This is a genomic window from Ralstonia mojiangensis, from assembly GCF_023955645.1.
In the GTDB taxonomy this organism is placed as follows: domain Bacteria; phylum Pseudomonadota; class Gammaproteobacteria; order Burkholderiales; family Burkholderiaceae; genus Ralstonia; species Ralstonia mojiangensis.
In genome coordinates this window covers 145,647-172,587 of record NZ_JAMXHU010000002.1, presented here as the reverse complement: position 1 = coordinate 172,587, position 26,941 = coordinate 145,647, and the positions used below count along the sequence as shown (strand labels likewise).

Below are 26,941 nucleotides of genomic sequence, written 5' to 3'. Positions count from 1 at the left end.
TGCTGCGGCGCACCCGTTTTATAGGTGCGGCGCACACCCTGCAAAGCCTTTCATATAAAGGGTTTGCGGGATTCGCGCTGCGCCGCGGAAGGTGGCAATTCGGGGCCGCCATTTAGATGCCGCTTTCTAATAAAACACTTGCCGCTCCAAGGGCCCCTGTAAATAATTGAACGACCGTTCGATTTTGGGCTAGAGTGTTCGCGCAGGCTGGTTTACAGTCCTGCCCGGCACGCGAAAGGCGCCCTGCAAGAAGCCAATTTTCTCGCGTGTCACGCCCCAGAAAAGAACGGAGAGAAATCATCATGCGTCACCCGACCGCTCGTCTCGAATCAAATCACGCAGCAGCCACGCCGATGCGCAAGGGCGAACTGACGCGTGCAGCGATTCTCGATGCCGCGCTGGAATTGGCTTCGCGCGACGGACTGGAAGGATTGACGATCGGTGTGCTCGCGGAGCGCATGCAGATGAGCAAGAGCGGGGTGTTCGCGCACTTCGGCTCGCGTGAGGATCTGCAGGTGGAAGTGGTTCGCGAGTATCACAAACGGTTCGAGCAGGAAGTCTTCTACCCGAGCTTGACGGAACCGCGCGGTCTGCCGCGCCTGTGGAGCATGGTGCGACGCTGGATGGAGCGTCGCATTCAGGAAGTGACCACGGGCTGCATCTACATCAGCGGCGCGGTGGAGTACGACGATCGTGCCGAAAGCCCGGTGCGCGACGAACTCGTCAAGAGCGTGACGATCTGGCGTGCAGCATTGGCTCGCGCGATCGCACAGGCAAAGGAAGAAGGCCACCTGCGTGCAGAAGCGGACCCGCAATTGATGCTCTTCGAGATGTACAGCCTGGAGCTGGGTCTACATCACGATGCGCGTTTCCTGCGGTTGCCGAACAGCGCAGAGCTGGCCATGGTGGCGCTTAACAAACTCATTCAGTCTTACCGAACCTGACGCGGCATCGCACACCTAGCGGTCGCGCAGTACACACCAAGGAGTTGCAAGATGGGTCAATACACCGCACCGCTGCGTGACATGCAGTTTGTTCTCCACGAGCTTCTCGGCGTGGAGGACCACCTGAAGCAAATGCCGCAGCACGCGGAGATCGATGCAGACACCATCAATCAGGTGATCGAGGAAGCCGGCAAGTTCTGCTCCGAAGTCATCTTCCCGCTTAATCAGTCAGGCGATCGCGAAGGCTGCACCTACCACGGCGACGGCGTGGTGACGGCTCCCAAGGGTTTCAAGGAAGCGTATCAACAGTACGTTGAGGCTGGCTGGCCCTCACTGGGCTGCGATCCGGAGTACGGCGGCCAGGGCCTGCCCATCCTGATCAACAACGCGCTGTACGAGATGCTGAATTCGGCCAACCAGGCCTGGACGATGTATCCGGGCCTGTCGCACGGCGCGTACGAAGCCCTGCACGCACACGGCACCGACGAACTCAAGCAGCGCTACCTGCCGAAGCTGGTGTCGGGCGTGTGGACCGGCACGATGTGTCTGACCGAGCCGCATTGCGGCACCGACCTCGGCATCCTGCGCACCAAGGCTGAGCCGCTGGCCGATGGCTCATATGCCATCACCGGCACGAAGATTTTCATCTCGGCGGGCGAGCACGACCTGGCCGAAAACATCATCCACCTGGTGCTGGCACGCCTGCCGGACGCGCCGGGCGGCACGAAGGGCATCTCGCTGTTCGTGGTGCCGAAGTTCATCCCCGATGCCAACGGCAACCCCGGCGAGCGCAACACTGTGAAGTGCGGCTCCATCGAACACAAGATGGGCATCCACGGCAACGCCACCTGTGTGATCAATCTGGACGGCGCACGCGGTTGGATGGTCGGCGAGCCGAACAAGGGCCTGAACGCGATGTTCGTGATGATGAACGCCGCCCGTCTGGGCGTCGGCATGCAGAGCCTGGGCCTGACCGAAGTTGCGTATCAAAACTCGGCCGCTTACGCCAAGGAACGCCTGCAAATGCGCAGCCTGTCGGGCCCGAAGGCACCGGACAAGCCGGCTGACCCGATCATCGTGCACCCGGATGTGCGCCGCATGTTGCTGACGCAGCGCGCCTTTGCAGAAGGCGGCCGCGCATTCAGCTACTGGATCGCACTGCAGATTGACCGCGAGCTGTCGCACGAAGACGAATCCGCGCGCAAGGACGCGGCTGATCTGGTCGCGCTGCTGACGCCGATCGCCAAGGCCTTCCTGAGCGACAACGCATTCATCTCCACCAACGAAGGCATGCAGGTGTTCGGTGGCCATGGCTACATCGCCGAGTGGGGCATGGAGCAGTACGTGCGCGATGCCCGCATCAACATGATCTACGAAGGCACGAACACCGTGCAGTCGCTGGACCTGCTGGGCCGCAAGATCCTCGGCGACATGGGCGCCAAGATGAAGAAGTTCGGCAAGCTGGTCCAGGACTTTGTGGAAGCCGAAGGCACCAACGAAGCCATGCAGGAGTTCGTCAACCCGCTGGCCGACATTGGTGACAAGGTCCAGAAGCTGACCATGGAAATCGGCATGAAGGCCATGGCCAACCCGGACGAAGTGGGCGCGGCGGCGGTGCCGTACCTGCGTGTGGTCGGCCACCTGGTGTTCTCGTACTTCTGGGCCCGCATGGCCAAGATCGCTCTGGAAAAGCAAAACAGCGGCGACACCTTCTACAAGGTCAAGCTGGCAACGGCGCGCTTCTACTTCGCCAAGCTGCTGCCCGAAACGGCTTCGCAGATCCGCATGGCACGTGCCGGCGGCGCGACGCTGATGGCACTCGAAGCGGATCTGTTCTAAACAGCCGCATTCTCTTGGGGCGACGTGTGCAAGCGTCGCCCCCTCGTCTCTTCCTCTCTCCCCGCGAGGACACCATGACCCGCACTGAACTCTCCACCAGCGCGCAGCCGCAGGCCGGCCAGCGCTCCAACTTCCTCGTCCGGCGCGTTGCTGTGCTGGGCGCCGGCGTGATGGGCGCGCAGATTGCCGCGCACCTGGTCAACGCCAAGGTTCCCGTCACGCTGTTCGATCTTCCGGCCAAGGAAGGCCCGAAGAACGGCATCGTGCTCAAGGCCATTGAAAACCTGAAGAAGCTGTCGCCGGCCCCGCTGGGCATCAAGGACGACGCGAACCTGATCCAGGCTGCCAACTACGAAGACGACATCGAAAAGCTGCTCGACTGCGACCTCGTCATCGAAGCGATTGCCGAACGCATGGACTGGAAGCACGACCTGTACAAGAAGGTCGCGCCGCACATTGCTCCGCACGCGATCTTCGCGTCGAACACCTCGGGCCTGTCGATTACCGAACTGTCGGACGGCTTTGATGCCGAGCTGAAGTCGCGCTTCTGCGGCGTGCACTTCTTCAACCCGCCGCGCTACATGCATCTGGTCGAGCTGATCCCGACCGAACATACGCGCGGCGACATCCTCGACAAGCTGGAAACGTTCCTGACATCCGCGCTCGGCAAGGGCGTGGTGCGCGCGAAGGACACGCCCAACTTCATCGCCAACCGCGTCGGCATCTTCTCGATCCTGGCGGTGTTTGCAGAATCGGCCAAGTACGGCATTCCGTTTGACGTGGTGGACGACCTGACGGGCTCGAAGCTAGGCCGCGCCAAGTCGGCGACGTTCCGCACGGCCGACGTGGTGGGCTTGGACACCATGGCGCACGTCATCAAGACGATGCAGGACAACCTGAAGGACGATCCGTTCGCCCCGGTCTACGCCACGCCGCCCGTGCTGGCCAAGCTGGTGGAAGCGGGTGCCTTGGGCCAGAAGGCAGGCGCCGGTTTCTACAAGAAAGAAGGCAAGGAAATCAAGGTGCTGGACCCGCAAAGCGGCCAGTACGGCCCGAGCGGCAAGAAGGCGGATGACATCGTTGTGCGCATCCTGAAGAAGGAGCCCGCCGAACGCCTGAAGCTGCTGCGCGAATCGACCAACCCGCAGGCGCAGTTCCTGTGGGCGGTATTCCGCGACGTGTTCCATTACATCGCTGTGTATCTGGAGCAGATTGCGGATTCTGCTGCAGAAGTCGATCTGGCAATTCGCTGGGGCTTCGGCTGGAACAGCGGCCCGTTTGAAGACTGGCAAGAGGCCGGCTGGAAGCAAGTCGCCGAGTGGGTGAAGGAAGACATCGAAGCCGGCAAGGCGCTGTCGAACGCAGCGCTGCCGCAGTGGGTGTTCTCCGGCCCGGTGGCGGACAACGGCGGTGTGCATTCGGCAGAGGGCTCGTGGTCGGCCAACCAGAGCACGTTCCTCTCGCGCAGCACGCTGCCGGTGTACGGCCGTCAGGTGTTCCGTGCGCCGATCAAGGGTGCGACGACGGTCAACCCGCTCACGTATGGCAAGACCATCGAAGAGACCGATGCCGTGCGCATCTGGGTGGACGACGCGGCAGGGCAAGACGACGTGCTGATCGTCTCGTTCAAGAGCAAGATGAACACGATCGGACCGAGCGTCATCGATGGTTTGACGCGTGCAGTCGATCTGGCGGAAGCTGGTTACAAGGGCCTGGTGGTGTGGCAGCCGACGTCGCTCAAGCTGGGCGCCCCGGGTGGTCCGTTCTCGGCCGGGGCAAACCTGGAAGAAGCGATGCCGGCCTTCATGATGGGCGGCGCCAAGGGCATCGAGCCGTTCGTCAAGAAGTTCCAAGACGGCATGATGCGTGTGAAGTACGCCGGCGTGCCGGTCGTGTCGGCTGCATCGGGCATCGCACTGGGTGGCGGCTGCGAGCTGCTGCTGCACTCGGCCAAGCGCGTGGCGGCACTGGAAACGTATATCGGTCTGGTGGAAGTGGGCGTGGGCCTCGTGCCGGCGGGCGGTGGCCTGAAGGAAGCGGCGTTGGCCGCTGCCAAGGCTGCACAGGCAGCGGGCAGCACGAACATCCTGCAGTTCCTGACCAACCGCTTCCAGGCGGCGGCCATGGCCAAGGTGTCGTCTTCCGCGCTGGACGCGCAGAAGATCGGCTACCTGCAGCCGACCGACACCATCGTGTTCAACGTGCACGAGTTGCTGCACGTTGCACGCAACGAAGTGCGTGCGCTGTCCGATTCGGGCTACCGCGCACCGCTGCGTCCGGTGGGCATTCCGGTGGCGGGCCGTTCGGGCATCGCCACGATCAAGGCGTCGCTGGTGAACATGCGTGACGGCGGGTTCATCTCGCAGCACGACTTCACGATCGCCTCGCGCATTGCTGAAGCCGTGTGCGGCGGCGATGTCGAAGCCGGTGCGCTCGTGGACGAAGAATGGCTGCTGGCGCTGGAGCGCAAGGCCTTCGTGGATCTGCTCGGCAGCTCCAAGACCCAGGAACGCATCATGGGCATGCTGCAAACCGGCAAGCCGGTGCGTAACTAATCGCGCGACCTGTAGACGAAAACGAGAACAGGAATTTCATCATGACCAAGCAACTGCAAGACGCCTACATCGTCGCCGCGACGCGTTCCCCGATCGGCAAGGCTCCCAAGGGCACGCTCAAGAACCTGCGCCCCGACGATCTGCTGGCGACCATCCTCAAGAACGCTGTCGCCCAGGTGCCGAACCTGGACCCGGCGCTGATCGAAGACGCCATCGTCGGCTGCGCAATTCCGGAAGCGCAGCAGGGCCTGAACGTGGCGCGTATCGGCGCGCTGCTGGCCGGCCTGCCGAACACGGTAGGCGGCGTGACCGTCAACCGTTTCTGCGCCTCGGGCCTGACCGCCGTGGCGATGGCTGCCGACCGCATCCGCGTGGGTGAATCCGACGTGATGATCGCCGCCGGTGTGGAATCGATGAGCATGGTGCCGATGATGGGCAACTCGCCGTCGATGTCGCCCGAGATCTTCACGCGTGACGAGAACGTCGGCATCGCCTACGGCATGGGCCTGACGGCGGAGAAGGTCGCCCAGCAGTGGAAGATTTCGCGCGAGGCGCAGGATGCCTTCTCGCTGGCTTCGCACCAGAAGGCACTGGCTGCGCAGCAAGCCGGCGAGTTCAAGGACGAGATCACGCCGATCGAGATCATCGAGAAGTTCCCCAACCTGGGCACGGGCGCCATCGACATCAAGACGCGCACGATGTCGCTGGATGAAGGCCCGCGTGCCGATACGTCGGTTGAAGGCCTGGGCAAGCTGCGCGCCGTGTTCGCCAACAAGGGCAGCGTGACCGCCGGCAACAGCTCGCAGACGTCGGATGGTTCGGGCGCGCTGATCCTGGTGTCGGAAAAGATCCTGAAGCAGTTCAACCTGGTGCCGCTGGCGCGCTTCGTATCGTTCGCGGTGCGCGGCGTCCCGCCGGAAATCATGGGTATCGGCCCGAAGGAAGCGATTCCTGCCGCGCTGAAGGCTGGCGGCCTGACGCAAGATCAGATCGACTGGATCGAACTGAACGAAGCGTTTGCTGCGCAGTCGCTGGCCGTGATCCAGGACCTGGGCCTGGACACCAGCAAGATCAACCCGCTGGGCGGCGCGATCGCGCTGGGCCACCCGCTGGGCGCCACGGGTGCCATTCGTGCGGCCACGGTGGTGCACGGCCTGCGCCGTCGCAACCAGAAGTACGGCATGGTGACGATGTGCGTCGGCACCGGCATGGGCGCCGCGGGCATTTTCGAACGCATGTGACCCCACGCCAGGGGGAAGGATTAAGTTCTTCCCCCTGCTTGTAAATCGCCCGTCTCAACACGCATGATTGCGCAGGCGCGCGCAGTACTACATCAACAAGCGCGCCGAAGAACGCAGCCGGCACCTGGCCGGCATCGCGACAGAAGCGGAACCATGATTCCGCGACAGAGGAGACACACCACCGGGTCACCGGCGGTGCACCAAGAGGAGGGCGCGCGATGGGCAACACTGTCGGCGACACAATCGTATTGACCGATGCGGCATGCGATATGCCGCGCTCGATGATCGATCAGCTGGGGTTGGGCGTGGTGCCGTTCCGCATTCGTGCGGGCGAATTGTTTGTGGAAGACCGTCGCGACGAGGCGGCGCTGCCGCAGCTTTATCGTAAATACCTCGTCGACAAGCAAGATCACTATGCCGAATCGATTCCGCTGCTTGAACGCGAGATCGAAGACTACCTGCTCAAGCACGTGGTCACGCAGCACGACCGCGCCTTGCTGCTGACGATTGCCAGCTCGCGCAGCCATTTCTACAGCCACGCAACCGGCGCGGTGGTGGGCACCACGGCCAAGAGCTTCAAGCCACGCAAGGATGCCGGCCGCTCGGGCCTGTTCGAGTTGACGGTGGTGGACACCGGCGCCATCGGCCCCGGCCAGGCGCTGATGGTGCACGAAGCCGCGCGCATGCTGCGTGAAGGCGCGGAGGTGCGTGACGTCGTGCACGTGATCGAGAGCCGCCTGCGCGACGCTTCGCACGTTTACCTCGTGCCCGATGAGCTGCTGTACATGTACACGCGTGCCAAGCAGAAGGGCGAGAAGAGCATCACCTGGGGCCGCTACATGATGGGCACGGCGTTCAACGTGCGTCCGCTCATCCATATGCACCGGGGCGAAACAGAAGCCATCGCCAAGGTGCGCGGTTCCGACGAAGGAATTCGCCGCCTGCTTGCCCATACCGAAACCATGATCGCCGAGGAGCGTCTGGCCACGCCTGTGGTGGCGATCACGTATTCCGGTTCGCTCGACACCGTGCGCCGCATGGAGCCGGTACAAGCGTTGATGCGAACCGCACAGGACCACGGCGTGGAAGTGCTGCTCGCGCCGATGAGCCTGACCGTGGCGTTGAACGTGGGGGCCAACGCGTTCTCCGTCGGTTATCTATCTGACTCGCCTGTGCCGATCTAGTGGCGCAGGTTTTACCTGGAGTTTTCATGTCGATTCGTACCGAGACCGCAGACGGTGTTCTGACGCTCACCTTTGACCGCCTGGACCGCAAGAACGCCATCACGGCCGCGATGTATCAAACGCTGGCCGATGCACTCGTGGCCGCCGAGACCGATCCTGCCATCCGCGTGATCGTGCTGGCCGGCGACGAGAGCGTGTTCACGGCGGGCAACGATCTCGAAGACTTCATGAAGAATCCGCCAAAGGACGAGAGCGCCCCCGTGCACCAGTTCCTGAAGGCAATCAGCACGGCGACCAAGCCGCTGATCGCTTCGGTTAGCGGCGCTGCGGTTGGTGTGGGCACGACGATGCTGCTGCACTGCGACTTGGTCTACGCATCCGAGACGGCCAAGTTGTCGATGCCGTTCGCGCAGCTGGGCCTTTGCCCGGAAGCCGCATCAAGCTTGCTGCTGCCGCAGCTGGCCGGCTATCACCGCGCGGCGGACAAGCTGCTCTTTGGCGAGCCATTTGACGCGCACGAAGCGCGCGAACTGGGCCTGGTCAACCGCGTGCTGCCGGCTGACGAGCTCGATGCCTTCGTGCGTACGCAGGCACGCAAGCTGACGCTGCTGCCGCCCGCATCGCTGCGCGCCACCAAGCGTTTGATGAAGGAAGGCGCCACGCCGCAGATTGCGGAGCGCATGTCGGTGGAGGGCAAGCAGTTTGGCGAGATGCTGCGTGCGCCGGAAGCGCGCGAGGCGTTCACGGCATTCTTCGAGAAACGCCGCCCGGATTTTTCCAAGTTCAACTGAGCGAAACGTTTATACGCAAAAGAAAACCCGGCGCGAGGCCGGGTTTTTTGTTGAGCGTTGCCGGTTCAGAGCGGCGGCAGCACGCGCGGCTTGCGCGTCTCGTCGGTGGCCACGTAGGTGAGGGTGGCTTCCGTGACCTTGACGGTGGCGTGGCGGCCACTGGCGTGCATGCGCTGCGCATAGACCTCCACGTCCACGGTAATCGACGTGCGCCCCGTCTTGACCACGCTGGCGTAGAAGCTCACAAGATCGCCCACGTACACGGGCTGCTTGAAGACGAACGAGTTGACCGCGATCGTGGCGACACGGCCGTTGGCGCGCACCACTGCAGGGATCGACCCGGCGATGTCCACCTGCGACATGATCCAACCGCCAAACACATCGCCGTGGACGTTGGCGTCGGAGGGCATGGGCATCACGCGCACGGCGGGCTGCTTGTCGGCGGTCAGCGTGACGGTTTCAGTGGTGGCTTGAGTATCGGACATGATGATGCAGGGCAGCATTGAAGCGGAGGGAGGGCCCACCAGCGAGCCCAGGGCGCGCGCAGGTGATCGGTGGGAGAATACACAATCCGCCATTTTATTGCACCGCACATGCGCCGCTTTCCCGCCTCTTCCGAACCGCCTCCGCCGGGGGCTGCCCGCGGCGACTGGCGCACCATCAAGAGCCTGCTGCCGTATCTGATGGCCTATAAGTGGCGCGTGGCACTGGCGCTGTCGTTCCTGATCGCGGCCAAGGTGGCGAACCTGGGTGTGCCGATGGTCATGAAGCGGCTGATCGATTCGATGAACGTGTCGCCGTCCGACCCCCGCGCGCTGCTGATTGTGCCGGTGGGCATCATCATTGGTTACGGGCTGCTGCGGCTGTCGACGTCACTGTTCTCGGAGCTGCGCGAAATCCTGTTCGCGAAGGTCACAGAGAGTTCGGTGCGCACGCTCGCCCTGCAGGTGTTCCGGCATCTGCATGCGCTGTCACTGCGCTTTCACCTTGAGCGCCAAACCGGCGGCATGAGCCGCGACATCGAGCGCGGCACGCGCGGCATCCAGTCGCTCATTTCGTATTCGCTGTACAGCATCCTGCCGACGCTGGTGGAAGTCGGCCTCGTCATCACGTACTTCTTCGTGAAGTACGACGTGTGGTTCGCGCTCATCACGTTCTGCGCGCTCGTCAGCTACATCGTCTTTACGGTGACGGTGACGAACTGGCGCACGCACTTCCGCCGCAAGATGAACGAACTGGATTCGCGCGCTAACCAGAAGGCGATCGATTCGCTGCTCAACTTCGAGACGGTCAAGTACTTTGGCAACGAAGATTACGAAGCACGTCGCTACGACGAGAACCTGAAGCACTACCGCGCCGCGGCCATCCGCTCACAGAACTCGTTGTCGGTGCTGAACTTTGGCCAGCAGGTCATCGTGGCCACCGCGCTCATCCTGATTCTGTATCGCGCTACGCAAGGGGTGGCGGCGGGGCACATGACGCTGGGCGACTTGGTGCTCGTCAACACGCTCATGCTGCAGATCTATATTCCGCTCAACTTTCTGGGCGTGATCTATCGTGAGTTGAAGCAGGCCGTCACCGACATGGACCGCATGTTCCACCTGCTGCAGACCAATCGCGAGGTCGCCGACAAGCCCGACGCCAAACCGCTGGCGGTGCGCGCGGGCGAAGTCCGCTTCGCGCATGTCGACTTCAGCTACGAACCCAAGCGCCAGATCCTGTTCGATGTGGACTTCACCATTCCAGCCGGCACGACCACGGCGGTCGTCGGGCAAAGCGGCTCGGGCAAGTCGACGCTGGCACGCTTGCTGTTCCGTTTCTATGACGTGAAGTCGGGCGCTATCCAGATCGACGGCCAGGACCTGCGTGACGTGACGCAATCCAGCGTGCGCGCCGCCATCGGCATCGTTCCGCAAGACACGGTGCTCTTCAACGACAGCATCTACTACAACATCGCCTACGGCCGCCCCGATGCGAGCCGCGAAGAGGTGATCGAAGCCGCCCGCGCGGCGCAGATCCACCACTTTGTCGAATCGCTGCCGGATGGCTACGAGACGCAAGTCGGCGAGCGCGGCCTGAAGCTTTCCGGCGGTGAAAAGCAGCGTGTGGCGATTGCGCGCACCTTGCTCAAGCGCCCGCCGATTCTCGTGTTTGATGAAGCAACGTCCGCACTTGACTCGCGTACCGAACACGCCATTCAGGAAGAGCTGATGCGCCTGGCGCAGAACCACACCACGCTGGTCGTTGCGCACCGGTTGTCGACCATTGTGCGTGCGCACCAGATTCTGGTGATGGAACACGGCCGCATTATTGAGCGCGGCACGCATGAATCGCTGTTGCGTGCGGAAGGCCGTTACGCGCAGATGTGGCGCATGCAGGCGCGCGAGCCCGAACGCGTGGCCGAAGAAACAGAAGACACACGAGCGGGTTGAGGGAGAAACAACGCGATGGAACTCAAATGGCTGGAAGACTTCATCAGCCTGGCCGAGACGCGCAGCTTTTCGCGCTCGGCCGAATTGCGGCACGTGACGCAGCCGGCGTTTTCGCGGCGCATTCAATCGCTTGAGGCGTGGCTCGGCAATGAGCTGATCGACCGATCAAGCTACCCGACTCGCCTGACCCCCGCCGGAGAGGTCTTCTACGAACAGGCGTTGGCGATGCTCGCCCAGGTGAGTGAGACGCGCGCGCTGATGCGCGGCCAGCGTCCGGCCAGTGCGTCGACGATCGACTTTGCCGTGCCGCATACGCTATCGCTCACGTTCTTTCCCGGCTGGCTCGCACAGGTGGAAGAAAAGATCGGCAAGCTGCAATGCCGGCTGCGCGCGCTCAACGTGCACGATGCGGTGATGACGCTGGTGGAGGGCGGTTGCGACCTTGTGATGGTCTATCACCACGCGCGGCAGATGATCCAGCTCGACCCTACGCGTTACGACATGCTGGTGCTTGGCACCGAGCGGCTTTCGCCGTTTTCCAAGCCCGATGCAAGCGGGCGGCCGATTTATCGGCTCGTTCCCACGGCACGCAAGCCGATCGCCTACCTCAGCTATACGCCCAATGCCTTTCTGGGCCGCATGGTGGATGTGCTGCTGGAAAACTCGCCCGTGGCACCGCTGCTCGACAAGTGCTATGAAACCGACATGGCCGAAGCGCTCAAGGTGATGGCGCTGGCGGGCCACGGCGTGGCCTTTCTGCCCGAGAGCGCGGTGCGGGAAGACGTGGCAGCCGGACGCCTCGTGCGTGCCGAAGGCAAGGGCGGCGGTACGTTGTCGATCGAGATGGAAATCCGGCTCTATCGCGAGCACCCGCAAAGCGGCGCACACGACCGCCGGCACCCCCAATCCAAGCGCAAACGCGAGCTGATCGACACGTTATGGAGCGCGTTGGCCGGCTGAACGGCCCCTCGGATTCCGGTAGGTGGTTATGCGTTCAATGCATAACCCGATGTAAAAACGGCATTGGATTTCGTTCTGGGCGGTCCCTAAGCTGGCGGGCATTTTGTGGGACTTGAAGGGCCTTACCAAGGCCCAAAAAAGGAAGACAGCCATGTCCAATGTCGCATCTCCGTCGACACTCCAGCACGCCATCCCGTCCTATCTGCCGGCCGACAATCTCGGCCCGTGGGGCATCTATCTGCAGCAGGTCGATCGGGTCACCCCCTATCTCGGCTCGCTCGCCCGTTGGGTTGAAACGCTCAAGCGCCCCAAGCGCGCGCTGATCGTCGATGTGCCGATCCAGATGGACGACGGCCGCATCGCCCACTTCGAGGGTTACCGCGTGCAGCACAACACGTCGCGCGGCCCGGGCAAGGGCGGCGTGCGTTTCCACCAGGACGTGACGCTGTCGGAAGTGATGGCGCTGTCTGCGTGGATGTCGGTGAAGAACGCGGCCGTGAACGTGCCGTACGGCGGTGCCAAGGGCGGTATCCGCGTCGACCCACGCAAGCTGTCTTCCGGTGAACTCGAACGCCTGACCCGTCGCTACACCAGCGAGATCGGCATCATCATCGGCCCGAACAAGGACATTCCGGCCCCCGACGTGAACACCAACGCGCAGATCATGGCGTGGATGATGGACACGTACTCCATGAACGAAGGCTCCACGGCCACCGGCGTGGTGACCGGCAAGCCGATCGCCCTCGGCGGCAGCCTGGGCCGTCGCGAAGCCACTGGCCGCGGCGTGTTCGTGGTCGGCAGCGAAGCCGCACGCAACCTCGGCGTCGACGTCAAGGGCGCGCGTGTGGTGGTGCAGGGCTTCGGCAATGTGGGCAGTGTGGCCGCCAAGCTGTTCCACGATGCCGGCGCCAAGGTCATTGCCGTGCAAGACCACAAGGGCATCGTGTTCAATGGCAACGGCCTGGACGTCGACGCGCTCATCAAGCACGTTGACCACAATGGCAGCGTGGCCGGCTTTGCTGCAGAGACCGTCTCGCAAGACGATTTCTGGGCGCTGGACTGCGAATTCCTGATTCCCGCTGCACTGGAAGGCCAGATCACTGCGAAGAACGCGCCCCATATCAAGGCAAAGATTGTCGTGGAAGGTGCAAATGGCCCCACGACGCCCGAGGCGGACGACATCCTGCGCGACCGCGGCATCCTGGTCTGCCCGGACGTGATTGCCAACGCCGGTGGCGTGACGGTCAGCTATTTCGAATGGGTGCAGGATTTCTCGAGCTTCTTCTGGACCGAAGACGAGATCAATCAGCGCCTGGTACGGATCATGCAAGACGCCTTCCGTGGCGTCTGGCAAGTGGCGCAGGACAACAAGGTTACTCTGCGTACGGCGGCGTTCATCATCGCCTGTACGCGGATTCTGCAGGCCCGCCAAGAGCGCGGTCTGTACCCCTGATCGGCAACGCGCTGGTCAATACCGGCGCGGTGCTCCAACAGGGCGCCGCACTGGTCTATCGCGTTGCTGCCGATCAGGCGGCCATGCGCGACGGTTGAAGAAAGCCGGTGCTCATGGGACGAACCATAACGTTCCGCAGCGCCGCACCATGAGAAGGGCGATAGCATCATCGTCGTCCTTCCCATCCTCAAGTCGGGTTCGTTAAGCGACAGAGAGCGCACATCGGGCGGGCTTTATTTCCCCTTGTTTTCCTTAGCAATTGGCGGTCGTCCGCTCAAGCAATCCGGCATGCGTGCCGATGTTGCAGAGCGTTGCCGTGTCTGGTGCTGCGTGTCTTTTCCGGATTTTCGGAAAAGCACAACGTAAGGTATCCGGTTGCTTGGAAAGCGCGGTTGCGGCAGGGTCCGCGCCAGAGGAAAAACTCCGTTGGATTCAACGATTTAGTGGCAACACCAATACTGTCGCCAAACGTTTTTTGGTACAGTCCCGTCTTTCTCTTTCATGGTCAAAAGGAGACTTTCATGAACCTCGCCAAGCTGGCAACCGTGGTTGCAGCCGTTGGTGTCGCCGTTGGTACCTTCGGCAGCGTTGCCCACGCAGAAGAGTTGACTGGTACGCTCAAGAAGATCAAAGACACCGGCACCATCACGCTGGGCGTGCGCGATTCGTCGATTCCGTTCAGCTACAACGTCGGCGGTGTCCGCACGATCGGCTATTCGTACGACGTCGCCACCAAGATTGCTGAGGACGTGAAGAAGCAACTCGGCCTGAAGGATCTGAAGATCAACGAGATCCCGGTCACTTCGCAAAACCGCATCACGCTGCTGCAGAACGGCACCATCGATCTGGAGTGCGGTTCGACCACGAACAACCTCGAGCGCCAGAAGCAAGCATCGTTCACGAACACCATCTTCATCATCGGCACGCGCATCATGGTGAAGAAGGATTCGGGCATCAGCGATTGGGCACAGCTCAAGGGCAAGAACGTTGTGACCACCGCTGGCACGACGTCGGAACGCCTGCTGCGCAAGATGAATGATGACAAGCAGATGGGCATGAACATCATCAGCACGAAGGACCACGGCCAGTCGTTCCTGACGCTGGAATCGGGCCGCGCTGTTGCGTTCATGATGGACGACGCCCTGCTGTACGGCGAGCGCGCCAAGGCCAAGAACCCGGCTGACTGGGTGGTCGTGGCCAAGCCGCAATCGCGCGAAGCCTACGGCTGTATGGTTCGCAAGGACGACAAGCCGTTCAAGACCCTGGCCGACAAGACCATCGCCGGCATGATGAAGGATGGCTCGATCTCAGCCGAGTACAAGAAGTGGTTCGAGCAGCCGGTTCCGCCCAAGGGCGTGAACATGGAGTTCCCGCTGTCGGACGACATGAAGGCGCTGATCAAGAACCCGAACGACAAGGCTCTTGACTGATCGGCTCCCTCAACGGGCCTGATACAAGCGTCACGAAACGGAAGGCAAAGGCCGGTTAACAGGTCTTCTCCCTTCCGTTTCTTTTTGAGGGAACCATCATGAATTACCACTGGAACTGGGGCGTCTTCTTTTCGGAAGCCGCCCAGAATCAGACCTATCTGGACTGGCTGTTGGCGGGGTTGAAGACCACCGTCGTGCTCGGCCTGTCTTCCTGGATCATCGCGCTCGCCATCGGCTCCGTGCTGGGCGTGCTCCGTACGGTGCCGAACAAGTGGCTGTCGGGCCTTGCCGCAGCGTACGTGGAGCTGTTCCGCAACATTCCGCTGATCGTGCAGCTCTTCATCTGGTACTTCGTCATGCCCGAGCTCGTGCCGGGTGGCGATTACATCAAGCAGATGAACCCCAATACGGCGATGTTCCTGTGCGCGATGCTGTGTCTCGGTACCTTTACCGCGGCGCGTGTCTGCGAGCAGGTGCGCTCGGGTATCAATTCGCTGCCGCGCGGGCAGCGCAACGCCGGACTGGCCATGGGCTTCACGCTGGCGCAGACGTATCGCTACGTGATGTTGCCGATGTCGTTCCGCATCATCGTGCCGCCGCTCACGTCGGAGTTCCTGAACATCTTCAAGAACTCGGCCGTGGCATCGACCATCGGTTTGCTGGAGCTTGCCGCACAGGGCCGCCAGCTGGTTGACTACACCGCGCAGCCGTACGAATCGTTCATCGCCGTGACGCTGATGTACATGCTGATCAACCTGACCGTAATGGGCTTGATGCGCTGGGTGGAAGCACGTTCCCGGCTGCCTGGCTTCATCGGTGGCAAGTAATCGGACGAGGACTCTTCATGGCTTATCAATTCGATTTCTCGTCCATCAATGTCGACAACATGCGCGTGCTCGGCGAGGGGATGGTTCTCTCGCTCGAGATCACGGGCACGGCCATCCTGGTCGGCATCGTCTGGGGCACGCTGCTCGCGATGATGCGCCTCTCGGGCATCAAGCCGCTGCAGTGGTTCGGGCAGGCGTACGTGAACCTCTTCCGGTCCATCCCGCTGGTGATGGTGCTGCTGTGGTTCTTCCTGATCGTGCCGCAGGTGTTGCAGCGGATCTTCGATCTGTCGCCGGCAACCGACATGCGCATGACGTCTGCGCTGGTCGCTTTCGCGCTGTTTGAAGCGGCGTATTACTCGGAGATCATCCGCGCCGGTATCCAGAGCGTGTCGCGCGGACAGATGTTCGCGGCCTACGCGATGGGCATGACGTATGGCCAGGCCATGCGCCTGGTGATCCTGCCGCAGGCATTCCGCAACATGATTCCGCTGCTGCTCACCCAGGCCATCGTCCTGTTCCAGGATACGTCGCTGGTGTATGTGAGCGCGCTGTCGGACTTCTTTACGCAGGCATACAACATCGGTGAGCGCGACGGCCGTATCGTCGAGCTGCTGCTGTTTGCTGGCTTGTGCTATTTCGTGATCTGCTTCGGCGCCTCCGTGCTGGTGAAGCGACTTCAGAAGAAGGTGACCCAATGATCGAGATCAAGAACGTTTCCAAGTGGTACGGCCAGTTCCAGGTGCTGACCGACTGCACCACCAGCGTGAAGAAGAGCGAGGTGGTGGTGGTGTGCGGCCCGTCGGGTTCGGGCAAGTCCACGCTCATCAAGACTGTCAATGCGCTGGAGCCGTTCCAGAAGGGCGACATCCTCGTCGATGGCACCTCGGTGGGCGCCAAGGGCACTAACCTGCCGAAGCTGCGTTCGCGCGTGGGCATGGTGTTCCAGAACTTTGAGCTGTTCCCGCACCTGTCGATTACCGAAAACCTGACGATCGCACAGCAAAAGGTGCTGGGCCGCTCGAAAGAAGAAGCCATGGCCAAGGGCCTGAAGTATCTGGACCGCGTGGGCCTGAAAGCGCATGCTGCCAAGTACCCGGGCCAACTGTCGGGCGGTCAGCAGCAGCGCGTGGCAATCGCACGCGCGCTGTCGATGGACCCGATCTGCATGCTGTTCGACGAGCCGACCTCCGCGCTGGACCCGGAAATGGTCAACGAAGTGCTCGACGTGATGGTGGAACTGGCCAAGGAAGGCATGACCATGATGTGCGTGACCCACGAAATGGGCTTCGCTCGGAAGGTTGCCAACCGCGTGATCTTCATGGACCAAGGCCGCATCGTTGAAGACTGCGAGAAGGAAGAGTTCTTCGGCAACATCGATGCTCGTTCCGACCGTGCCAAGCAGTTCCTGTCGAAGATCCTGTCGCATTGATCGACGGTTCCCGGCAACAAAAAGCCGCTCTTTCGAGAGCGGCTTTTTTTATGGGCGATGCGGCGTCAGGTGCAGGCGGTGTTGGCTGCGTTGGCGATCTGCACGGCTTCCGGAATCGGCACCTTGGTCGCCATCGTGGCCTGCCCCGATTCGAACATCAGCAGCTCGCCCGGCACGAATTGCGTCCAGACTTCGTTGTCGGTGAGCGGCGCGGTGGCAATGACAGCCACGCGGTCGGCAGGCGTCGTGTATTTGGCGAAGTCGATTGTCATGTCGGCGTCGATCAAATGCGCCGTCGAGAACGGCCACTGCCGCACGATGTAATACAGCCGCGTCGAGCAGTGCGCAAACTGCGCTTGCCCGTTGCACAGCAGGAAATTGAACACGCCGTAGCGGGTAATTTCCTTGGTGATGTCGGAGAGCGCGTAGAACAGCTCGTTGAGCGGCGGCTGCGAACCCGGAAAGCGCTTGCGCAGCGCCTGCATGATGAAACAGAAGGCAAGCTCGCTGTCGGTATCGCCCACGGGCTGGTAGACGCCCGAGAGGAACGGCGAGAAGTTCTTCAGGTCGCCGTTGTGGGCAAAGATCCAGTGCCTGCCCCACAACTCACGCATGAAGGGGTGACAGTTTTCCAGCCGCACCGTGCCCTGCGTCGCCTTGCGGATGTGCGAGATGACGTTTTTGGACTTGATCGGGTAGCGCTTGACCAGCTCCGCTACCGGAGAGGTGCCGGCAGACTGGTTGTCGATGAACAGGCGGCACGCCTTGTCTTCGAAGAAGGCGACGCCGAAGCCGTCGGCATGGTGGTCGGTCACGCCACCGCGCGCGGCGAACCCCGTGAACGAGAACGTCACATCGGTCGGTTCAGCGCAGTTCATGCCCAGCAGCTGGCACATGGTGGAAGAAAAGTCGGATGCAATAAAATAATCATTATCCTGCCGCCCGCCGGGGGTGCCAAGCGCCTTCGTCTTCACCGCGCCCCGCTTGGGGGCGGGCGTTGCGCACATGCTGCACGCAACCGCCTTCAGACTGCCTTAACCGGAAGCCATTCCCATGAAGCTTGACCGCACCGCCGCCCGCGCCCTCCTGCTGGAGAGCTATGCCGCCGCCGTGGGCGCGGCCGATCCGCTAAAAATCGTCGCAAACTTCCTCCCGCCGCCGCATGCCGGCGGCAAGACCCTGGTGGTTGGCGCCGGAAAGGCGGCTGCGTCGATGGCGCTGGCTGTCGAGCAGGCCTATGCTGGCCGCGCACAGATCGAAGGCGTGGTCGTCACGCGCTATGCGCATGGACTGCCGACCGAGCATATCCGCGTCATCGAGGCTGGGCACCCGGTGCCGGACGAGGCGGGCGAGCAGGCCGCGCAGGAAATCCTCGATCGCGTTTGCGCGCTCACCGAAAACGACCGCCTGATCGTGCTCGTTTCGGGCGGCGGCTCCAGTCTGCTGTCGCTGCCCGCCGAGGGCATCCCGATGGCCGACCTGAAAGCCGTGACGCGCGAGCTGCTGCGCTGCGGCGCGCCCATCACCGACATGAACATCGTGCGCAAGCACCTGTCGCGTATTCAAGGCGGGCGGCTTGCTGCTGCATCACGGGCGCCGGTCACGACGCTGATCGTCTCGGACGTGGCAGGCGACGATCCGAGCGCCATTGCCAGCGGCCCGACCGTGCCGGATGCAAGCACCTACGCCGATGCGCTCGCCATCCTCAAACGCTGGGGCGCCCACATGCCGGACACCGTGCGTACACACCTCGAACGTGGCATGCGCGGCGAGATTGCCGAAACACCCAAGCCCGGCGACGCCTGCTTTGCACGCGTGACCAATCACGTCATTGCCACTGCGCAACAGAGCCTCCAGGCCGGTGCCCAGGTATTTGCGACGCGCGGCATCCACACGGCCATCCTCGGCGACACAGTGACCGGCGAGGCGCGCGAGGTCGCCCAAGTGTACGGAGCGCTGGCGCGGCAGGTACGCCAGCACGGCACGCCGTTTGTGGCGCCGGTCGCACTTATCTCCGGCGGCGAATGCACGGTGACGATTCCGCCGGGCCTGACCGGCGGCCGCGGCGGGCGCTGCGCGGAGTTCCTGCTCTCGCTCGGCATCTCGCTCGAGGACATGGGCGATGTGTATGCGCTCGCTGCCGATACAGACGGCATCGACGGATCGGAGGACAATGCGGGTGCGCTGCTCGACCCCGAATCCATCGCCCGCGCCGCCGCCAAGGATGTCGGCGCCCGCGCCGCGCTCGACGCACACGACGCCTACGGTTTCTTTGCCGCCGCCGATGACCTGATCGTCACCGGCCCAACGCGCACCAACGTCAATGACTACCGCGTCATCCTCATTCTCTGATTCACGTTTTTGCTGACCGCTTCCGCACGCACCATGACTGACACTCTTACGATCGTCCGCCCCGATGACTGGCACCTGCACCTGCGCGACGGCGATGCCCTCGCCGATGTGGTGTGCGACACCGCGCGCCAGTTCGGCCGGGCGATCATCATGCCCAACCTCAAGCCGCCGGTGACCACGACTGTGCAGGCGCGTGCCTACCGCGAGCGCATTCTCGCCGCGTTGCCAGCGGGCACGCAGTTCGAGCCGCTGATGACGCTGTACCTGACCGATAACACCTCGCCCGACGTCATTCGCGAGGCCAAAGCCAGCGGCTTCGTGCACGGTGTCAAGCTGTACCCCGCCGGCGCCACCACCAACAGCGATGCCGGCGTCACCGACCTGCGCCGTTGCGCCAAGACGCTGGAAGCCATGCAGGAAGTCGGTATGCCGCTGCTCGTGCACGGCGAAGTGACCGACCCGACCGTGGACATCTTCGACCGCGAAGCCGTTTTCATCGACACGGTGATGCTGCCGCTGCGCCGCGATTTCCCAGCGCTGAAGGTCGTCTTCGAGCACATCACGACCAAGCACGCCGCCGAATACGTGCGCGATGCGGAGGGCCCGGTTGGCGCCACCATCACCGCGCATCACCTGCTGTACAACCGCAACGCGCTGTTTGTCGGCGGCATCCGCCCGCATTACTACTGCCTGCCGGTGCTCAAGCGTGAAACGCACCGCCTGGCGCTGGTGGCCGCGGCCACCTCGGGCCATCCGCGATTCTTCCTTGGCACCGACAGTGCGCCGCATGCCAAGGGTGTGAAGGAACACGCCTGCGGTTGCGCCGGCTGCTACACCGCGCTGCACGCCATGGAGCTGTACGCCGAGGCCTTTGAAGACGCCAATGCGCTCGACAAGCTCGAAGGCTTCGCGAGCCTGCACGGGCCGGATTTCTACGGCCTGCCGCGCAACGCCGGCACGCTCACGCTCACGCGCTCGCAATGGCAGCTTCCGGCCGAAGTCCCGTTCGGCGAGCAGACGCTGGTGCCGTTGCGCGGCGGCGAGATGTTGCGCTGGAAATCCGTCTGAGTTGGCGGTGGAATGTTTGGGTGCGATCGACTGGAGTCATCCGGCGTTCGCACCGCTGGCAGCGGTCGGCGCCCCAATTGCACGCGCAATTGAGGGCGGCATCGATCTTCGAGACGCCCTGAACGCGCATCCGGCTGCGCAGGCAATCCGCACGGCTGGCGGCGATGCCCTGCGCTTCGTCCCGCAAGATGCCTTGCCGGCCGGCTCCGCTTACGAAGCACACATCGCCGCCACCGGCGGGGTGCCGACGCGGGATAATCTCCACGATTTTTTCAACGCGCTGATCTGGCTGCATTGGCCGCGTGCCAAGGCTGCGCTCAATGCGCGCCAGGCGCGGGCGATTACGCGGGACGGAATTGGCGCGGCACGCGGCACCGTCCGCGATGCCGCCACGCTGTTCGACGAGAACGCCCTCATCTTCCTGCACACCGAAGACGCGCCGGAGCGAAGCCTGACCGGGTTCGATTGGCGTGGCTTGTTCGTCGAGGGCAGGGCAGCGTGGGGCACAACCTGCGCCGTTCTGCCGTTCGGCCATGCGCTGCTGGAAAAGCTGGTGGCGCCGTACAAGTCGATTACTGCACATGCGTGGCCGCTGCACGTGGCTGCGTTACCAGCGGATCGTACTTCGCTCGATGGTGCGCTGGCAGAGATGCTCTTGCACGTCGATCTGGCGCCCGGCAACTTCCGTCCGTTGCCGGTCATGGGCATCCCCGGTTGGTGCGATGCCAATGCGGATGCCGGTTTCTACCTGGATACGACCGTCTTTCGCCCGGGCCGGCGGCGATTTTTGCCGGAACAGTGCTAGACTCGCGCCTCGCGAAGCGGACCAGACAACCGCTGCTTCCGCCGCCTCGTGCGAGCGGAAGGGGAGGAAAGTCCGGACTCCATAGAGCAGGGTGATGGCTAACGACCATCCACGGTGACGTGCGGAATAGGGCCACAGAGACGAGTCTTCGCCCCGGCTTCGGTCAGGGCGAAGGGTGAAACGCGGTAACCTCCACCCGGAGCAATCCCAAGTAAGCAGGCGATGAAGCGGCTCGCTGAGTCTGCGGGTAGGGAGCTTGAGCCGGCTGGCAACAGCCGGTCTAGAGGAATGGTTGTCACGCCGCTGGTTTCGGCCACGCGGCGCACAGAATCCGGCTTATCGGTCCGCTTCGCTTCTTATTCCGATGCCGTCGGCTGCGTGGCCAAGTCCACCAGTTCCAACGAGTGCGTGATCTCGGCCGTCTTGGCCAGCATGATCGACGCCGAACAGTACTTCTCGTGCGAAAGCTGCACGGCGCGTTCCACCGTTTCCCGCTTCAGATTGCGCCCCGTCACCGTGAAGGTGAAGTGAATGCGCGTGAAGACCTTCGGATCGGTCTCGGCGCGGTCGGCATGCAGCTTGACGCTGCAACCTTGCACGTCCTGGCGGCCCCGCTTGAGGATCAGCACCACGTCATAGGCGGTGCAGCCACCGGTGCCCAGCAAGACCATTTCCATCGGGCGCGGTGCAAGGTTGCGGCCGCCGCCGTCGGGTGCGCTATCCATCGTGACGAGATGGCCGCTGCCGGTTTCAGCCAAAAAGGCCATGCCATCCGGGCCAGTCCAGCTCACTGTGCAATCCATGTCCAATCCTTGTGCAGAGGGTCGACGATCGCCGACGAAAAGCCACATTGTAGCCATCGGCCCTCGCGCGCGTTGACACCTTAGGGTGAACGCGGCTTGACAGTGACACCCGTACGAAAAGGTGCAACCCGACTTTCTTGCACCGAAATCGCGCCGAAATTCGAGGAATGTCTCTAGCGGAAAGCAAGCGGTTGAGCATGGGATATGCGTAAGTATTTGATTTTAAAAAAGATATCGTGATTTTTCGGCCCATGATTATCTTTCCGCATTACGAAATGAGATTTCGTAGTGCAAATTTCCTTGCGTGTGCCCCAGAAATGGGTATAATTTGCACCATTGGATCGGCTGATGCGGTGCAACCCACCAAGTCAACGATCAGCAGGTGTCTCCTCCACCCTCCTCCTTTGGTGGATTCAAACCCAAGCTTGATGGCTTGGGTTTTTTTTCGCCCGCAGCGTCCGCTCGCGCCTTTTTTCCTTGTGTCAAGGAGTCTGTGCGGGGTACAATCGAAATCTTTTCCGGATTGCCCGCGGAAAAGAAATCCAGAGAGCCCGCACCAACAAGCGGGAAGGCGGGCCGGCGATGACCTCGTATGGGGTTGCGCAGGCGTCCGCAAGACGATCCGTTCGTGAGCGGTTTGAACGTAAGTTCTCAGCGCGATACGGGTCCACTCGGGCACTGACTCAATATTTGGAAAAATCATGAAGACCTTTTCCGCAAAGCCCCATGAGGTGAAGCGCGATTGGTACGTGATTGACGCGACGGACAAGGTCCTCGGGCGTGTCGCCAGCGAAGTGGCACACCGACTGCGCGGCAAGCACAAGCCCGAATTCACTCCGCACGTCGATACCGGCGATTTCATCATCGTCATCAACGCAGCCAAGCTGCGTGTGACGGGCGCCAAGACGACCGACAAGAAGTACTATCGCCACTCGGGTTACCCGGGCGGTATCTACGAAACGACGTTTGGCAAGATGCAGCAGCGTTTCCCGGGCCGCGCCCTGGAGAAGGCTGTGAAGGGCATGCTGCCGAAGGGTCCGCTGGGCTACGCGATGATCAAGAAGCTGAAGGTTTACGCCGAAGGCTCGCATCCGCACGAAGCTCAGCAGCCGAAAGCGCTGGAAATCTAAGGGGCCTAATCCATGATCGGAAATTGGAACTATGGTACCGGCCGCCGCAAGAGCGCTGTGGCACGTGTCTTCATCAAGTCCGGCAAGGGCGACATCATCGTCAACGGCAAGGCCATCAACGAGTACTTCGCTCGTGAAACCTCGCTGATGATCGTGCGTCAGCCGCTGGAACTGACCAACCACGCAGCTACGTTCGACATCAAGGTGAACGTGGTCGGCGGCGGTGAAACCGGCCAAGCCGGTGCCGTGCGTCACGGTATCACCCGCGCCCTGATCGACTACGATGCAACGCTCAAGCCCGCCCTGTCGAAGGCCGGTCTGGTGACGCGCGATGCACGTGAAGTCGAGCGTAAGAAGGTTGGTCTGCGCAAGGCCCGCCGCGCCAAGCAGTTCTCGAAGCGTTAATCTGCTTCCTGCTGCTTCAGCAAAGAACCACACCCTCGGGTGTGGTTTTTTGTTTTGGAGCGTTCGAACCAAACGGTGTGATCTTTTCGGCGCCTTGCTTACCCTTTGCAACAGCTCCGACATGTCTGCGGGACTACAATTCACATTTCGTTAGCGTTCGGTCCGTATGATGCAATCCACTGTTTCTCCTAATCCGATTCTGATTCGCTACGCGGATCAGGAGGCGGGCGCATGAAGGCGCGTCGCTTGTTGCGTCGTGCTTCCCTACTTGCCCCGAACGTCACGGTACGTTCGCGTCTGCCTTGGCCGGTCACGGTGTTGTTGATTGCGGTGGTATTTGGGCTTGCGGCAGCTGCCGCGCTGTGGGCCTTTGAAGAAGGGCGCCGCCTGACGGGCCCGCACGACGCCGATTTGCGTGCTATGAATCGCGAGTTGACTGCCAAGTTGGCCGCCGTGCAGGCCGAGCGAGACAAGCTTTCCGCATCGGCCGGCACGGTGGATGCCCGTCTGGGTATCGCCGAAGGTGCCCAGGCGCAGATGGCCGAGCAACTGAAGGCGCTGGAAACTGAAAACGCACAGTTGAAGGAGGATCTGGCCTTCTTTGACAGTTTGTTGCCCGCACCCACCAATTCCGCCGGTATCTACGTGCGCAGCTTCCGCATTGCACCGGACGAGGCACAGCCGACACGCATGCGGTTCCGTGTTCTGCTGATGCAAGGCGGCGGCAAAGCTTTTGCACCGGTCTCCGAATTCGAGGGGCAACTGGCGCTCACGCTGAACGTGGTGCAGGGTGGCAAAGCTGCTACGATCGATTTCCCCGGCACGGCGGCCAGCGGATCACCCGCTACCAGCGCCCGTGTCAAGCTCACGCACTACCAGCGCCTTGAGGGCTGGGTGGACGTGCCCCCCGGCACCACGGTGCAATCGGTGATGGTGAAAGTGCTGCAGAACGGCAAGATCAAAGCGAGCCAGAGTTTTTCCATCTGACGGGCGTTGTCCTGTCGAGGATCCGTACACAGAGGAGTCGACGATGCTGTTTGGCAAGAAAAAAGGGCTGGCGATCGAAACGCTACTGGGGGCCCGCACCAAGCTGGAGGGGGATCTGCGGTTCTCAGGCGGTCTGCGGATCGACGGCGAGATTAAGGGCAACATTTACGGCGATCCCGACAAGCCCAGCATGCTGGTGATTACCGATAGCGCACGCGTCGAGGGGGAGGTGCATGTCGGGCATCTGATCCTGAACGGCACCGTGGTTGGCCCGGTGCATGTGGCGGAACTGCTGGAGTTGCAGCCGAAGGCCCGCATCGAGGGCAATGTGCAATATGCGGCGCTGGAAATGCACCAGGGCGCGGTCGTCATGGGCACGTTGATGCACGCGGCGCCCGGCGATGTGAAGTTGCTGCCCAATCTCAAGCTGGCGTCCAATCAGGATTGATCACATCGCGCGCTGGCCGTTGCTGGCGCACCGCACAATGCCCACTTGAAACGCGGGGCTTCGGCACGATTTGCAGCTTGCGCTTAAAATACAGGCAAGTTTCAGACGTTCCCACAGGAGATTTTCATGAACGCAGTCGCGCAGGCAGCCACGCCCGATGTGAACGAGGTTCCGGCTCCGCTGGTCTTTACGGACAGCGCTGCGGACAAGGTCAAGCAACTGATTGAAGAAGAAGGCAACCCGGAGTTGAAGCTGCGCGTGTTCGTGCAAGGCGGCGGGTGCTCGGGCTTCCAGTATGGCTTCACCTTTGACGAAGAGACCAACGAAGACGATACGACCATGACCAAGAATGGCGTCTCGCTCTTGATCGACTCGATGAGCTACCAGTATCTGGTGGGCGCCGAGATCGACTACAAAGAAGACATCAACGGCGCGCAGTTCGTCATCAAGAACCCGAATGCTTCGACCACGTGTGGTTGCGGCTCGTCGTTCTCGGTCTGACGCCACATCGCTGTAAAAGAAAAAGCGCACTTTGGTGCGCTTTTTTATTGCCTGCAGATTGGGGCTCAAGCCGGGTAGATCGCACCCAGGATGCGACCGCCCGATGCGCCGGTCGCGGTGTACAGATTGCCGTGGGCGCGGAGCACGCACTGGCGCGCGAGCCATGCGAAAGCGAGCGCCTCCACCTGATGCGCGGGCACGCCAAACTCATCTGTCGGAGCGACGCGCACGCCCGGCAATTGCTGCGCGATACGTGCCATGAGCGCGCCATTGCGGGCGCCACCCCCGCAGACCAGCAGTGACTCCGCCTGCGGCGCGTGGGCACGCACGGCATCGGTGATGGTGTCAGCAGTGAGGGCGAGCAGCGTAGCTTGAACATCTTCAGGGCGCGCGGTGTTCAGCGCATCGCCGAGGGTTTGTTGCAGCCACGCCGGGTTGAACAGGTCGCGGCCGGTGCTCTTGGGCGGCGGCGCCGCAAAGAACGGCTCGGCCTTCAAACGCGCGAGCAGGGCTTCGTCGATGTGTCCGGTGCGGGCCCAGGCGCCGTCGGCGTCGTAGCGGGTATCGCGGTGCGTGTGAACCCAGTAGTCCATCAGCGCGTTGCCGGGGCCGCAGTCGAAGCCGAGTACGGCGTTGCGCGCGTCGGAGGCTTGCGGTGGCACGACGGTGAGATTGGCGATGCCCCCGATGTTGCAGACCACGCGCCATGCGTCGGGCAGGCCGAACAGCGCGCGGTGCAGTGCCGGTACCAGGGGCGCTCCTTGGCCGCCAGCGGCGATGTCGCGGCTGCGAAAATCGGCAATGACGTCGATGCCGGTACGCTCGGCCAACACCGCCGGATGCTGGGTTTGGCGCGTGTAACCGATGCCATCGTGCGTGCCGGGCTGATGGCGGATCGTCTGCCCGTGGGCGCCGATGGCCTGCACGTCGCGCGCGGCCAAGCCGGCGGCAGCAAGCAGCTGGGCAACGCAGTCGGCGTAGGCCATGGCCAGGGCATTGGCGGCCAGCGCCTCGCGATGGATCTCGTCGTGGCCGGCGTGTTGCAGGTCTAGAAAGCGCTGGCGCAGTTCGGGCGAGAAGGGCACGTAGGCGTCGGCGAGGACGGCCGGGTGTTCACCGGAAAAGTCCGCCAGCACGCCATCGACGCCGTCCAGGCTGGTGCCCGACATCAAGCCGATGTAGCGGTCGCTGGGGACTGCGGTGTGGTTGGGTTGGCTCATGCGCGACAGCTTACCAGCGCAATGGCGGGCCAAATGGACACATCACGGTAAAATCGTGGGATTGCGCGGCCGGTACGCCTGAATCGATGTCGGCCATCGCGCACGCACCGTTTCCCTGATTGTTGATCCGTTCG

Annotated in this window: 25 protein-coding genes and 1 other RNA gene; 22 read left to right on the top strand and 4 right to left on the bottom strand. The window is 62.5% G+C overall.

Annotation, left to right across the window (positions count from 1 at the left end; genetic code table 11):
* The first annotated feature begins 353 nt into the window (after positions 1–353).
* The 6 genes from NG898_RS07490 to NG898_RS07465 all read left to right on the top strand — a co-directional run bounded on the left by NG898_RS07490 (position 354) and on the right by NG898_RS07465 (position 8,554).
* Complete coding sequence (locus tag NG898_RS07490; RefSeq protein ID WP_021196492.1) at positions 354–944, top strand: TetR/AcrR family transcriptional regulator; 591 nt, start codon at positions 354–356, stop codon at positions 942–944.
* A 51-nt stretch (positions 945–995) separates the two neighbouring features.
* Positions 996–2,783 carry an acyl-CoA dehydrogenase C-terminal domain-containing protein gene (locus tag NG898_RS07485; RefSeq protein WP_252691757.1) on the top strand — a complete coding sequence of 596 codons (1,788 nt, stop codon included), beginning with the start codon at positions 996–998 and terminating at the stop codon, positions 2,781–2,783.
* A gap of 74 nt (positions 2,784–2,857) precedes the next feature.
* Complete coding sequence (locus NG898_RS07480) at positions 2,858–5,338, top strand: 3-hydroxyacyl-CoA dehydrogenase/enoyl-CoA hydratase family protein (protein ID WP_252691756.1); 2,481 nt, start codon at positions 2,858–2,860, stop codon at positions 5,336–5,338.
* 41 nt (positions 5,339–5,379) lie between these two features.
* Positions 5,380–6,579: an acetyl-CoA C-acyltransferase gene (locus NG898_RS07475; protein WP_252691755.1), complete on the top strand. Its 1,200-nt coding sequence runs from the start codon at positions 5,380–5,382 to the stop codon at positions 6,577–6,579.
* A gap of 218 nt (positions 6,580–6,797) precedes the next feature.
* A complete protein-coding gene (locus NG898_RS07470) occupies positions 6,798–7,763 on the top strand; it encodes a DegV family protein (RefSeq protein ID WP_252691754.1) in 966 nt (321 codons plus the stop codon).
* Between the two features lie 26 nt (positions 7,764–7,789).
* Complete coding sequence (locus NG898_RS07465) at positions 7,790–8,554, top strand: enoyl-CoA hydratase (RefSeq protein WP_252691753.1); 765 nt, start codon at positions 7,790–7,792, stop codon at positions 8,552–8,554.
* 65 nt (positions 8,555–8,619) lie between these two features.
* Here NG898_RS07465 and NG898_RS07460 read toward each other — a convergent pair whose 3' ends face one another.
* Entirely contained in the window at positions 8,620–9,039 is a 420-nt protein-coding gene (locus NG898_RS07460) for an acyl-CoA thioesterase (RefSeq protein WP_252691752.1), read from the bottom strand.
* A 108-nt stretch (positions 9,040–9,147) separates the two neighbouring features.
* Here NG898_RS07460 and NG898_RS07455 point away from each other — a divergent pair, with 108 nt between their 5' ends.
* From NG898_RS07455 to NG898_RS07425, 7 genes are all read left to right on the top strand, one after another.
* A complete protein-coding gene (locus tag NG898_RS07455; RefSeq protein ID WP_252691751.1) occupies positions 9,148–10,986 on the top strand; it encodes an ABCB family ABC transporter ATP-binding protein/permease in 1,839 nt (612 codons plus the stop codon).
* A gap of 15 nt (positions 10,987–11,001) precedes the next feature.
* Positions 11,002–11,946, top strand: a complete 945-nt coding sequence (locus NG898_RS07450; protein WP_004633215.1) for a LysR substrate-binding domain-containing protein — start codon at positions 11,002–11,004, stop codon at positions 11,944–11,946.
* Between the two features lie 151 nt (positions 11,947–12,097).
* Positions 12,098–13,399: a Glu/Leu/Phe/Val family dehydrogenase gene (locus NG898_RS07445; protein ID WP_252691749.1), complete on the top strand. Its 1,302-nt coding sequence runs from the start codon at positions 12,098–12,100 to the stop codon at positions 13,397–13,399.
* 521 nt (positions 13,400–13,920) lie between these two features.
* Positions 13,921–14,829, top strand: coding sequence for a glutamate/aspartate ABC transporter substrate-binding protein (locus NG898_RS07440; RefSeq protein ID WP_252691748.1), 909 nt, complete (start codon positions 13,921–13,923; stop codon positions 14,827–14,829).
* Positions 14,830–14,927: 98 nt separating this feature from the next.
* Positions 14,928–15,656, top strand: a complete 729-nt coding sequence (locus tag NG898_RS07435) for an amino acid ABC transporter permease (RefSeq protein WP_252691747.1) — start codon at positions 14,928–14,930, stop codon at positions 15,654–15,656.
* Between the two features lie 17 nt (positions 15,657–15,673).
* Positions 15,674–16,357 (top strand): glutamate/aspartate ABC transporter permease GltK, encoded by a 684-nt coding sequence (gene gltK, locus NG898_RS07430; protein WP_092973276.1) that lies wholly within the window; start codon positions 15,674–15,676, stop codon positions 16,355–16,357.
* Positions 16,354–17,088 (top strand): amino acid ABC transporter ATP-binding protein, encoded by a 735-nt coding sequence (locus tag NG898_RS07425; protein ID WP_021196510.1) that lies wholly within the window; start codon positions 16,354–16,356, stop codon positions 17,086–17,088. Before gltK ends, NG898_RS07425 begins: the two co-directional genes overlap by 4 nt.
* Before the next feature lie 65 nt (positions 17,089–17,153).
* On the opposite strand, the gene NG898_RS07420 is transcribed toward NG898_RS07425, so the two are convergent.
* Positions 17,154–17,984: a class II glutamine amidotransferase gene (locus NG898_RS07420; protein ID WP_024976643.1), complete on the bottom strand. Its 831-nt coding sequence runs from the start codon at positions 17,982–17,984 to the stop codon at positions 17,154–17,156.
* Between the two features lie 157 nt (positions 17,985–18,141).
* On the opposite strand from NG898_RS07420, the gene NG898_RS07415 reads away from it, so the two are divergent.
* From NG898_RS07415 to rnpB, 4 genes are all read left to right on the top strand, one after another.
* Positions 18,142–19,440: a glycerate kinase type-2 family protein gene (locus tag NG898_RS07415; RefSeq protein WP_252691746.1), complete on the top strand. Its 1,299-nt coding sequence runs from the start codon at positions 18,142–18,144 to the stop codon at positions 19,438–19,440.
* Positions 19,441–19,473: 33 nt separating this feature from the next.
* Positions 19,474–20,508 (top strand): dihydroorotase, encoded by a 1,035-nt coding sequence (gene pyrC / locus NG898_RS07410; protein ID WP_252691745.1) that lies wholly within the window; start codon positions 19,474–19,476, stop codon positions 20,506–20,508.
* Between the two features lie 7 nt (positions 20,509–20,515).
* Positions 20,516–21,313 carry a DUF3025 domain-containing protein gene (locus tag NG898_RS07405; protein ID WP_392398010.1) on the top strand — a complete coding sequence of 266 codons (798 nt, stop codon included), beginning with the start codon at positions 20,516–20,518 and terminating at the stop codon, positions 21,311–21,313.
* A gap of 13 nt (positions 21,314–21,326) precedes the next feature.
* An RNA gene (rnpB, locus tag NG898_RS07400) (RNase P RNA component class A) lies at positions 21,327–21,668 on the top strand.
* A 1-nt stretch (position 21,669) separates the two neighbouring features.
* On the opposite strand, the gene NG898_RS07395 is transcribed toward rnpB, so the two are convergent.
* Positions 21,670–22,116 (bottom strand): OsmC family protein, encoded by a 447-nt coding sequence (locus tag NG898_RS07395; RefSeq protein WP_252691743.1) that lies wholly within the window; start codon positions 22,114–22,116, stop codon positions 21,670–21,672.
* Positions 22,117–22,817: 701 nt separating this feature from the next.
* On the opposite strand from NG898_RS07395, the gene rplM reads away from it, so the two are divergent.
* The 5 genes from rplM to erpA all read left to right on the top strand — a co-directional run bounded on the left by rplM (position 22,818) and on the right by erpA (position 25,587).
* Positions 22,818–23,246, top strand: a complete 429-nt coding sequence (gene rplM / locus NG898_RS07390; protein ID WP_009239122.1) for a 50S ribosomal protein L13 — start codon at positions 22,818–22,820, stop codon at positions 23,244–23,246.
* Between the two features lie 12 nt (positions 23,247–23,258).
* Complete coding sequence (rpsI, locus tag NG898_RS07385) at positions 23,259–23,651, top strand: 30S ribosomal protein S9 (RefSeq protein WP_004633190.1); 393 nt, start codon at positions 23,259–23,261, stop codon at positions 23,649–23,651.
* A 231-nt stretch (positions 23,652–23,882) separates the two neighbouring features.
* Positions 23,883–24,638, top strand: coding sequence for a DUF6776 family protein (locus NG898_RS07380; RefSeq protein WP_252691742.1), 756 nt, complete (start codon positions 23,883–23,885; stop codon positions 24,636–24,638).
* Positions 24,639–24,681: 43 nt separating this feature from the next.
* Positions 24,682–25,086, top strand: a complete 405-nt coding sequence (locus NG898_RS07375) for a bactofilin family protein (protein WP_252691741.1) — start codon at positions 24,682–24,684, stop codon at positions 25,084–25,086.
* A gap of 126 nt (positions 25,087–25,212) precedes the next feature.
* Positions 25,213–25,587 carry an iron-sulfur cluster insertion protein ErpA gene (erpA, locus tag NG898_RS07370; protein WP_004633183.1) on the top strand — a complete coding sequence of 125 codons (375 nt, stop codon included), beginning with the start codon at positions 25,213–25,215 and terminating at the stop codon, positions 25,585–25,587.
* Positions 25,588–25,652: 65 nt separating this feature from the next.
* Here the strand turns inward: erpA and NG898_RS07365 are convergent, their stop codons facing one another.
* Positions 25,653–26,807, bottom strand: coding sequence for an anhydro-N-acetylmuramic acid kinase (locus NG898_RS07365; protein WP_252691740.1), 1,155 nt, complete (start codon positions 26,805–26,807; stop codon positions 25,653–25,655).
* Positions 26,808–26,941 lie beyond the last annotated feature (134 nt).

Coding starts and splice junctions, on each gene's coding strand:
- NG898_RS07380 (WP_252691742.1), top strand. CDS start 23,883: ATGAAGGCGCGTCGCTTGTTGCGTCGTGCTTCCCTACTTGCCCCGAAC.
- NG898_RS07435 (WP_252691747.1), top strand. CDS start 14,928: ATGAATTACCACTGGAACTGGGGCGTCTTCTTTTCGGAAGCCGCCCAG.
- NG898_RS07465 (WP_252691753.1), top strand. CDS start 7,790: ATGTCGATTCGTACCGAGACCGCAGACGGTGTTCTGACGCTCACCTTT.
- pyrC (WP_252691745.1), top strand. CDS start 19,474: ATGACTGACACTCTTACGATCGTCCGCCCCGATGACTGGCACCTGCAC.
- NG898_RS07440 (WP_252691748.1), top strand. CDS start 13,921: ATGAACCTCGCCAAGCTGGCAACCGTGGTTGCAGCCGTTGGTGTCGCC.
- NG898_RS07365 (WP_252691740.1), bottom strand. CDS start 26,807: ATGAGCCAACCCAACCACACCGCAGTCCCCAGCGACCGCTACATCGGC.
- rplM (WP_009239122.1), top strand. CDS start 22,818: ATGAAGACCTTTTCCGCAAAGCCCCATGAGGTGAAGCGCGATTGGTAC.
- NG898_RS07485 (WP_252691757.1), top strand. CDS start 996: ATGGGTCAATACACCGCACCGCTGCGTGACATGCAGTTTGTTCTCCAC.
- NG898_RS07415 (WP_252691746.1), top strand. CDS start 18,142: ATGAAGCTTGACCGCACCGCCGCCCGCGCCCTCCTGCTGGAGAGCTAT.
- NG898_RS07425 (WP_021196510.1), top strand. CDS start 16,354: ATGATCGAGATCAAGAACGTTTCCAAGTGGTACGGCCAGTTCCAGGTG.
- NG898_RS07475 (WP_252691755.1), top strand. CDS start 5,380: ATGACCAAGCAACTGCAAGACGCCTACATCGTCGCCGCGACGCGTTCC.
- erpA (WP_004633183.1), top strand. CDS start 25,213: ATGAACGCAGTCGCGCAGGCAGCCACGCCCGATGTGAACGAGGTTCCG.
- NG898_RS07470 (WP_252691754.1), top strand. CDS start 6,798: ATGGGCAACACTGTCGGCGACACAATCGTATTGACCGATGCGGCATGC.
- NG898_RS07445 (WP_252691749.1), top strand. CDS start 12,098: ATGTCCAATGTCGCATCTCCGTCGACACTCCAGCACGCCATCCCGTCC.
- rpsI (WP_004633190.1), top strand. CDS start 23,259: ATGATCGGAAATTGGAACTATGGTACCGGCCGCCGCAAGAGCGCTGTG.
- NG898_RS07460 (WP_252691752.1), bottom strand. CDS start 9,039: ATGTCCGATACTCAAGCCACCACTGAAACCGTCACGCTGACCGCCGAC.
- gltK (WP_092973276.1), top strand. CDS start 15,674: ATGGCTTATCAATTCGATTTCTCGTCCATCAATGTCGACAACATGCGC.
- NG898_RS07480 (WP_252691756.1), top strand. CDS start 2,858: ATGACCCGCACTGAACTCTCCACCAGCGCGCAGCCGCAGGCCGGCCAG.
- NG898_RS07420 (WP_024976643.1), bottom strand. CDS start 17,984: ATGTGCCAGCTGCTGGGCATGAACTGCGCTGAACCGACCGATGTGACG.
- NG898_RS07375 (WP_252691741.1), top strand. CDS start 24,682: ATGCTGTTTGGCAAGAAAAAAGGGCTGGCGATCGAAACGCTACTGGGG.
- NG898_RS07455 (WP_252691751.1), top strand. CDS start 9,148: ATGCGCCGCTTTCCCGCCTCTTCCGAACCGCCTCCGCCGGGGGCTGCC.
- NG898_RS07395 (WP_252691743.1), bottom strand. CDS start 22,116: ATGGATTGCACAGTGAGCTGGACTGGCCCGGATGGCATGGCCTTTTTG.
- NG898_RS07490 (WP_021196492.1), top strand. CDS start 354: ATGCGCAAGGGCGAACTGACGCGTGCAGCGATTCTCGATGCCGCGCTG.
- NG898_RS07450 (WP_004633215.1), top strand. CDS start 11,002: ATGGAACTCAAATGGCTGGAAGACTTCATCAGCCTGGCCGAGACGCGC.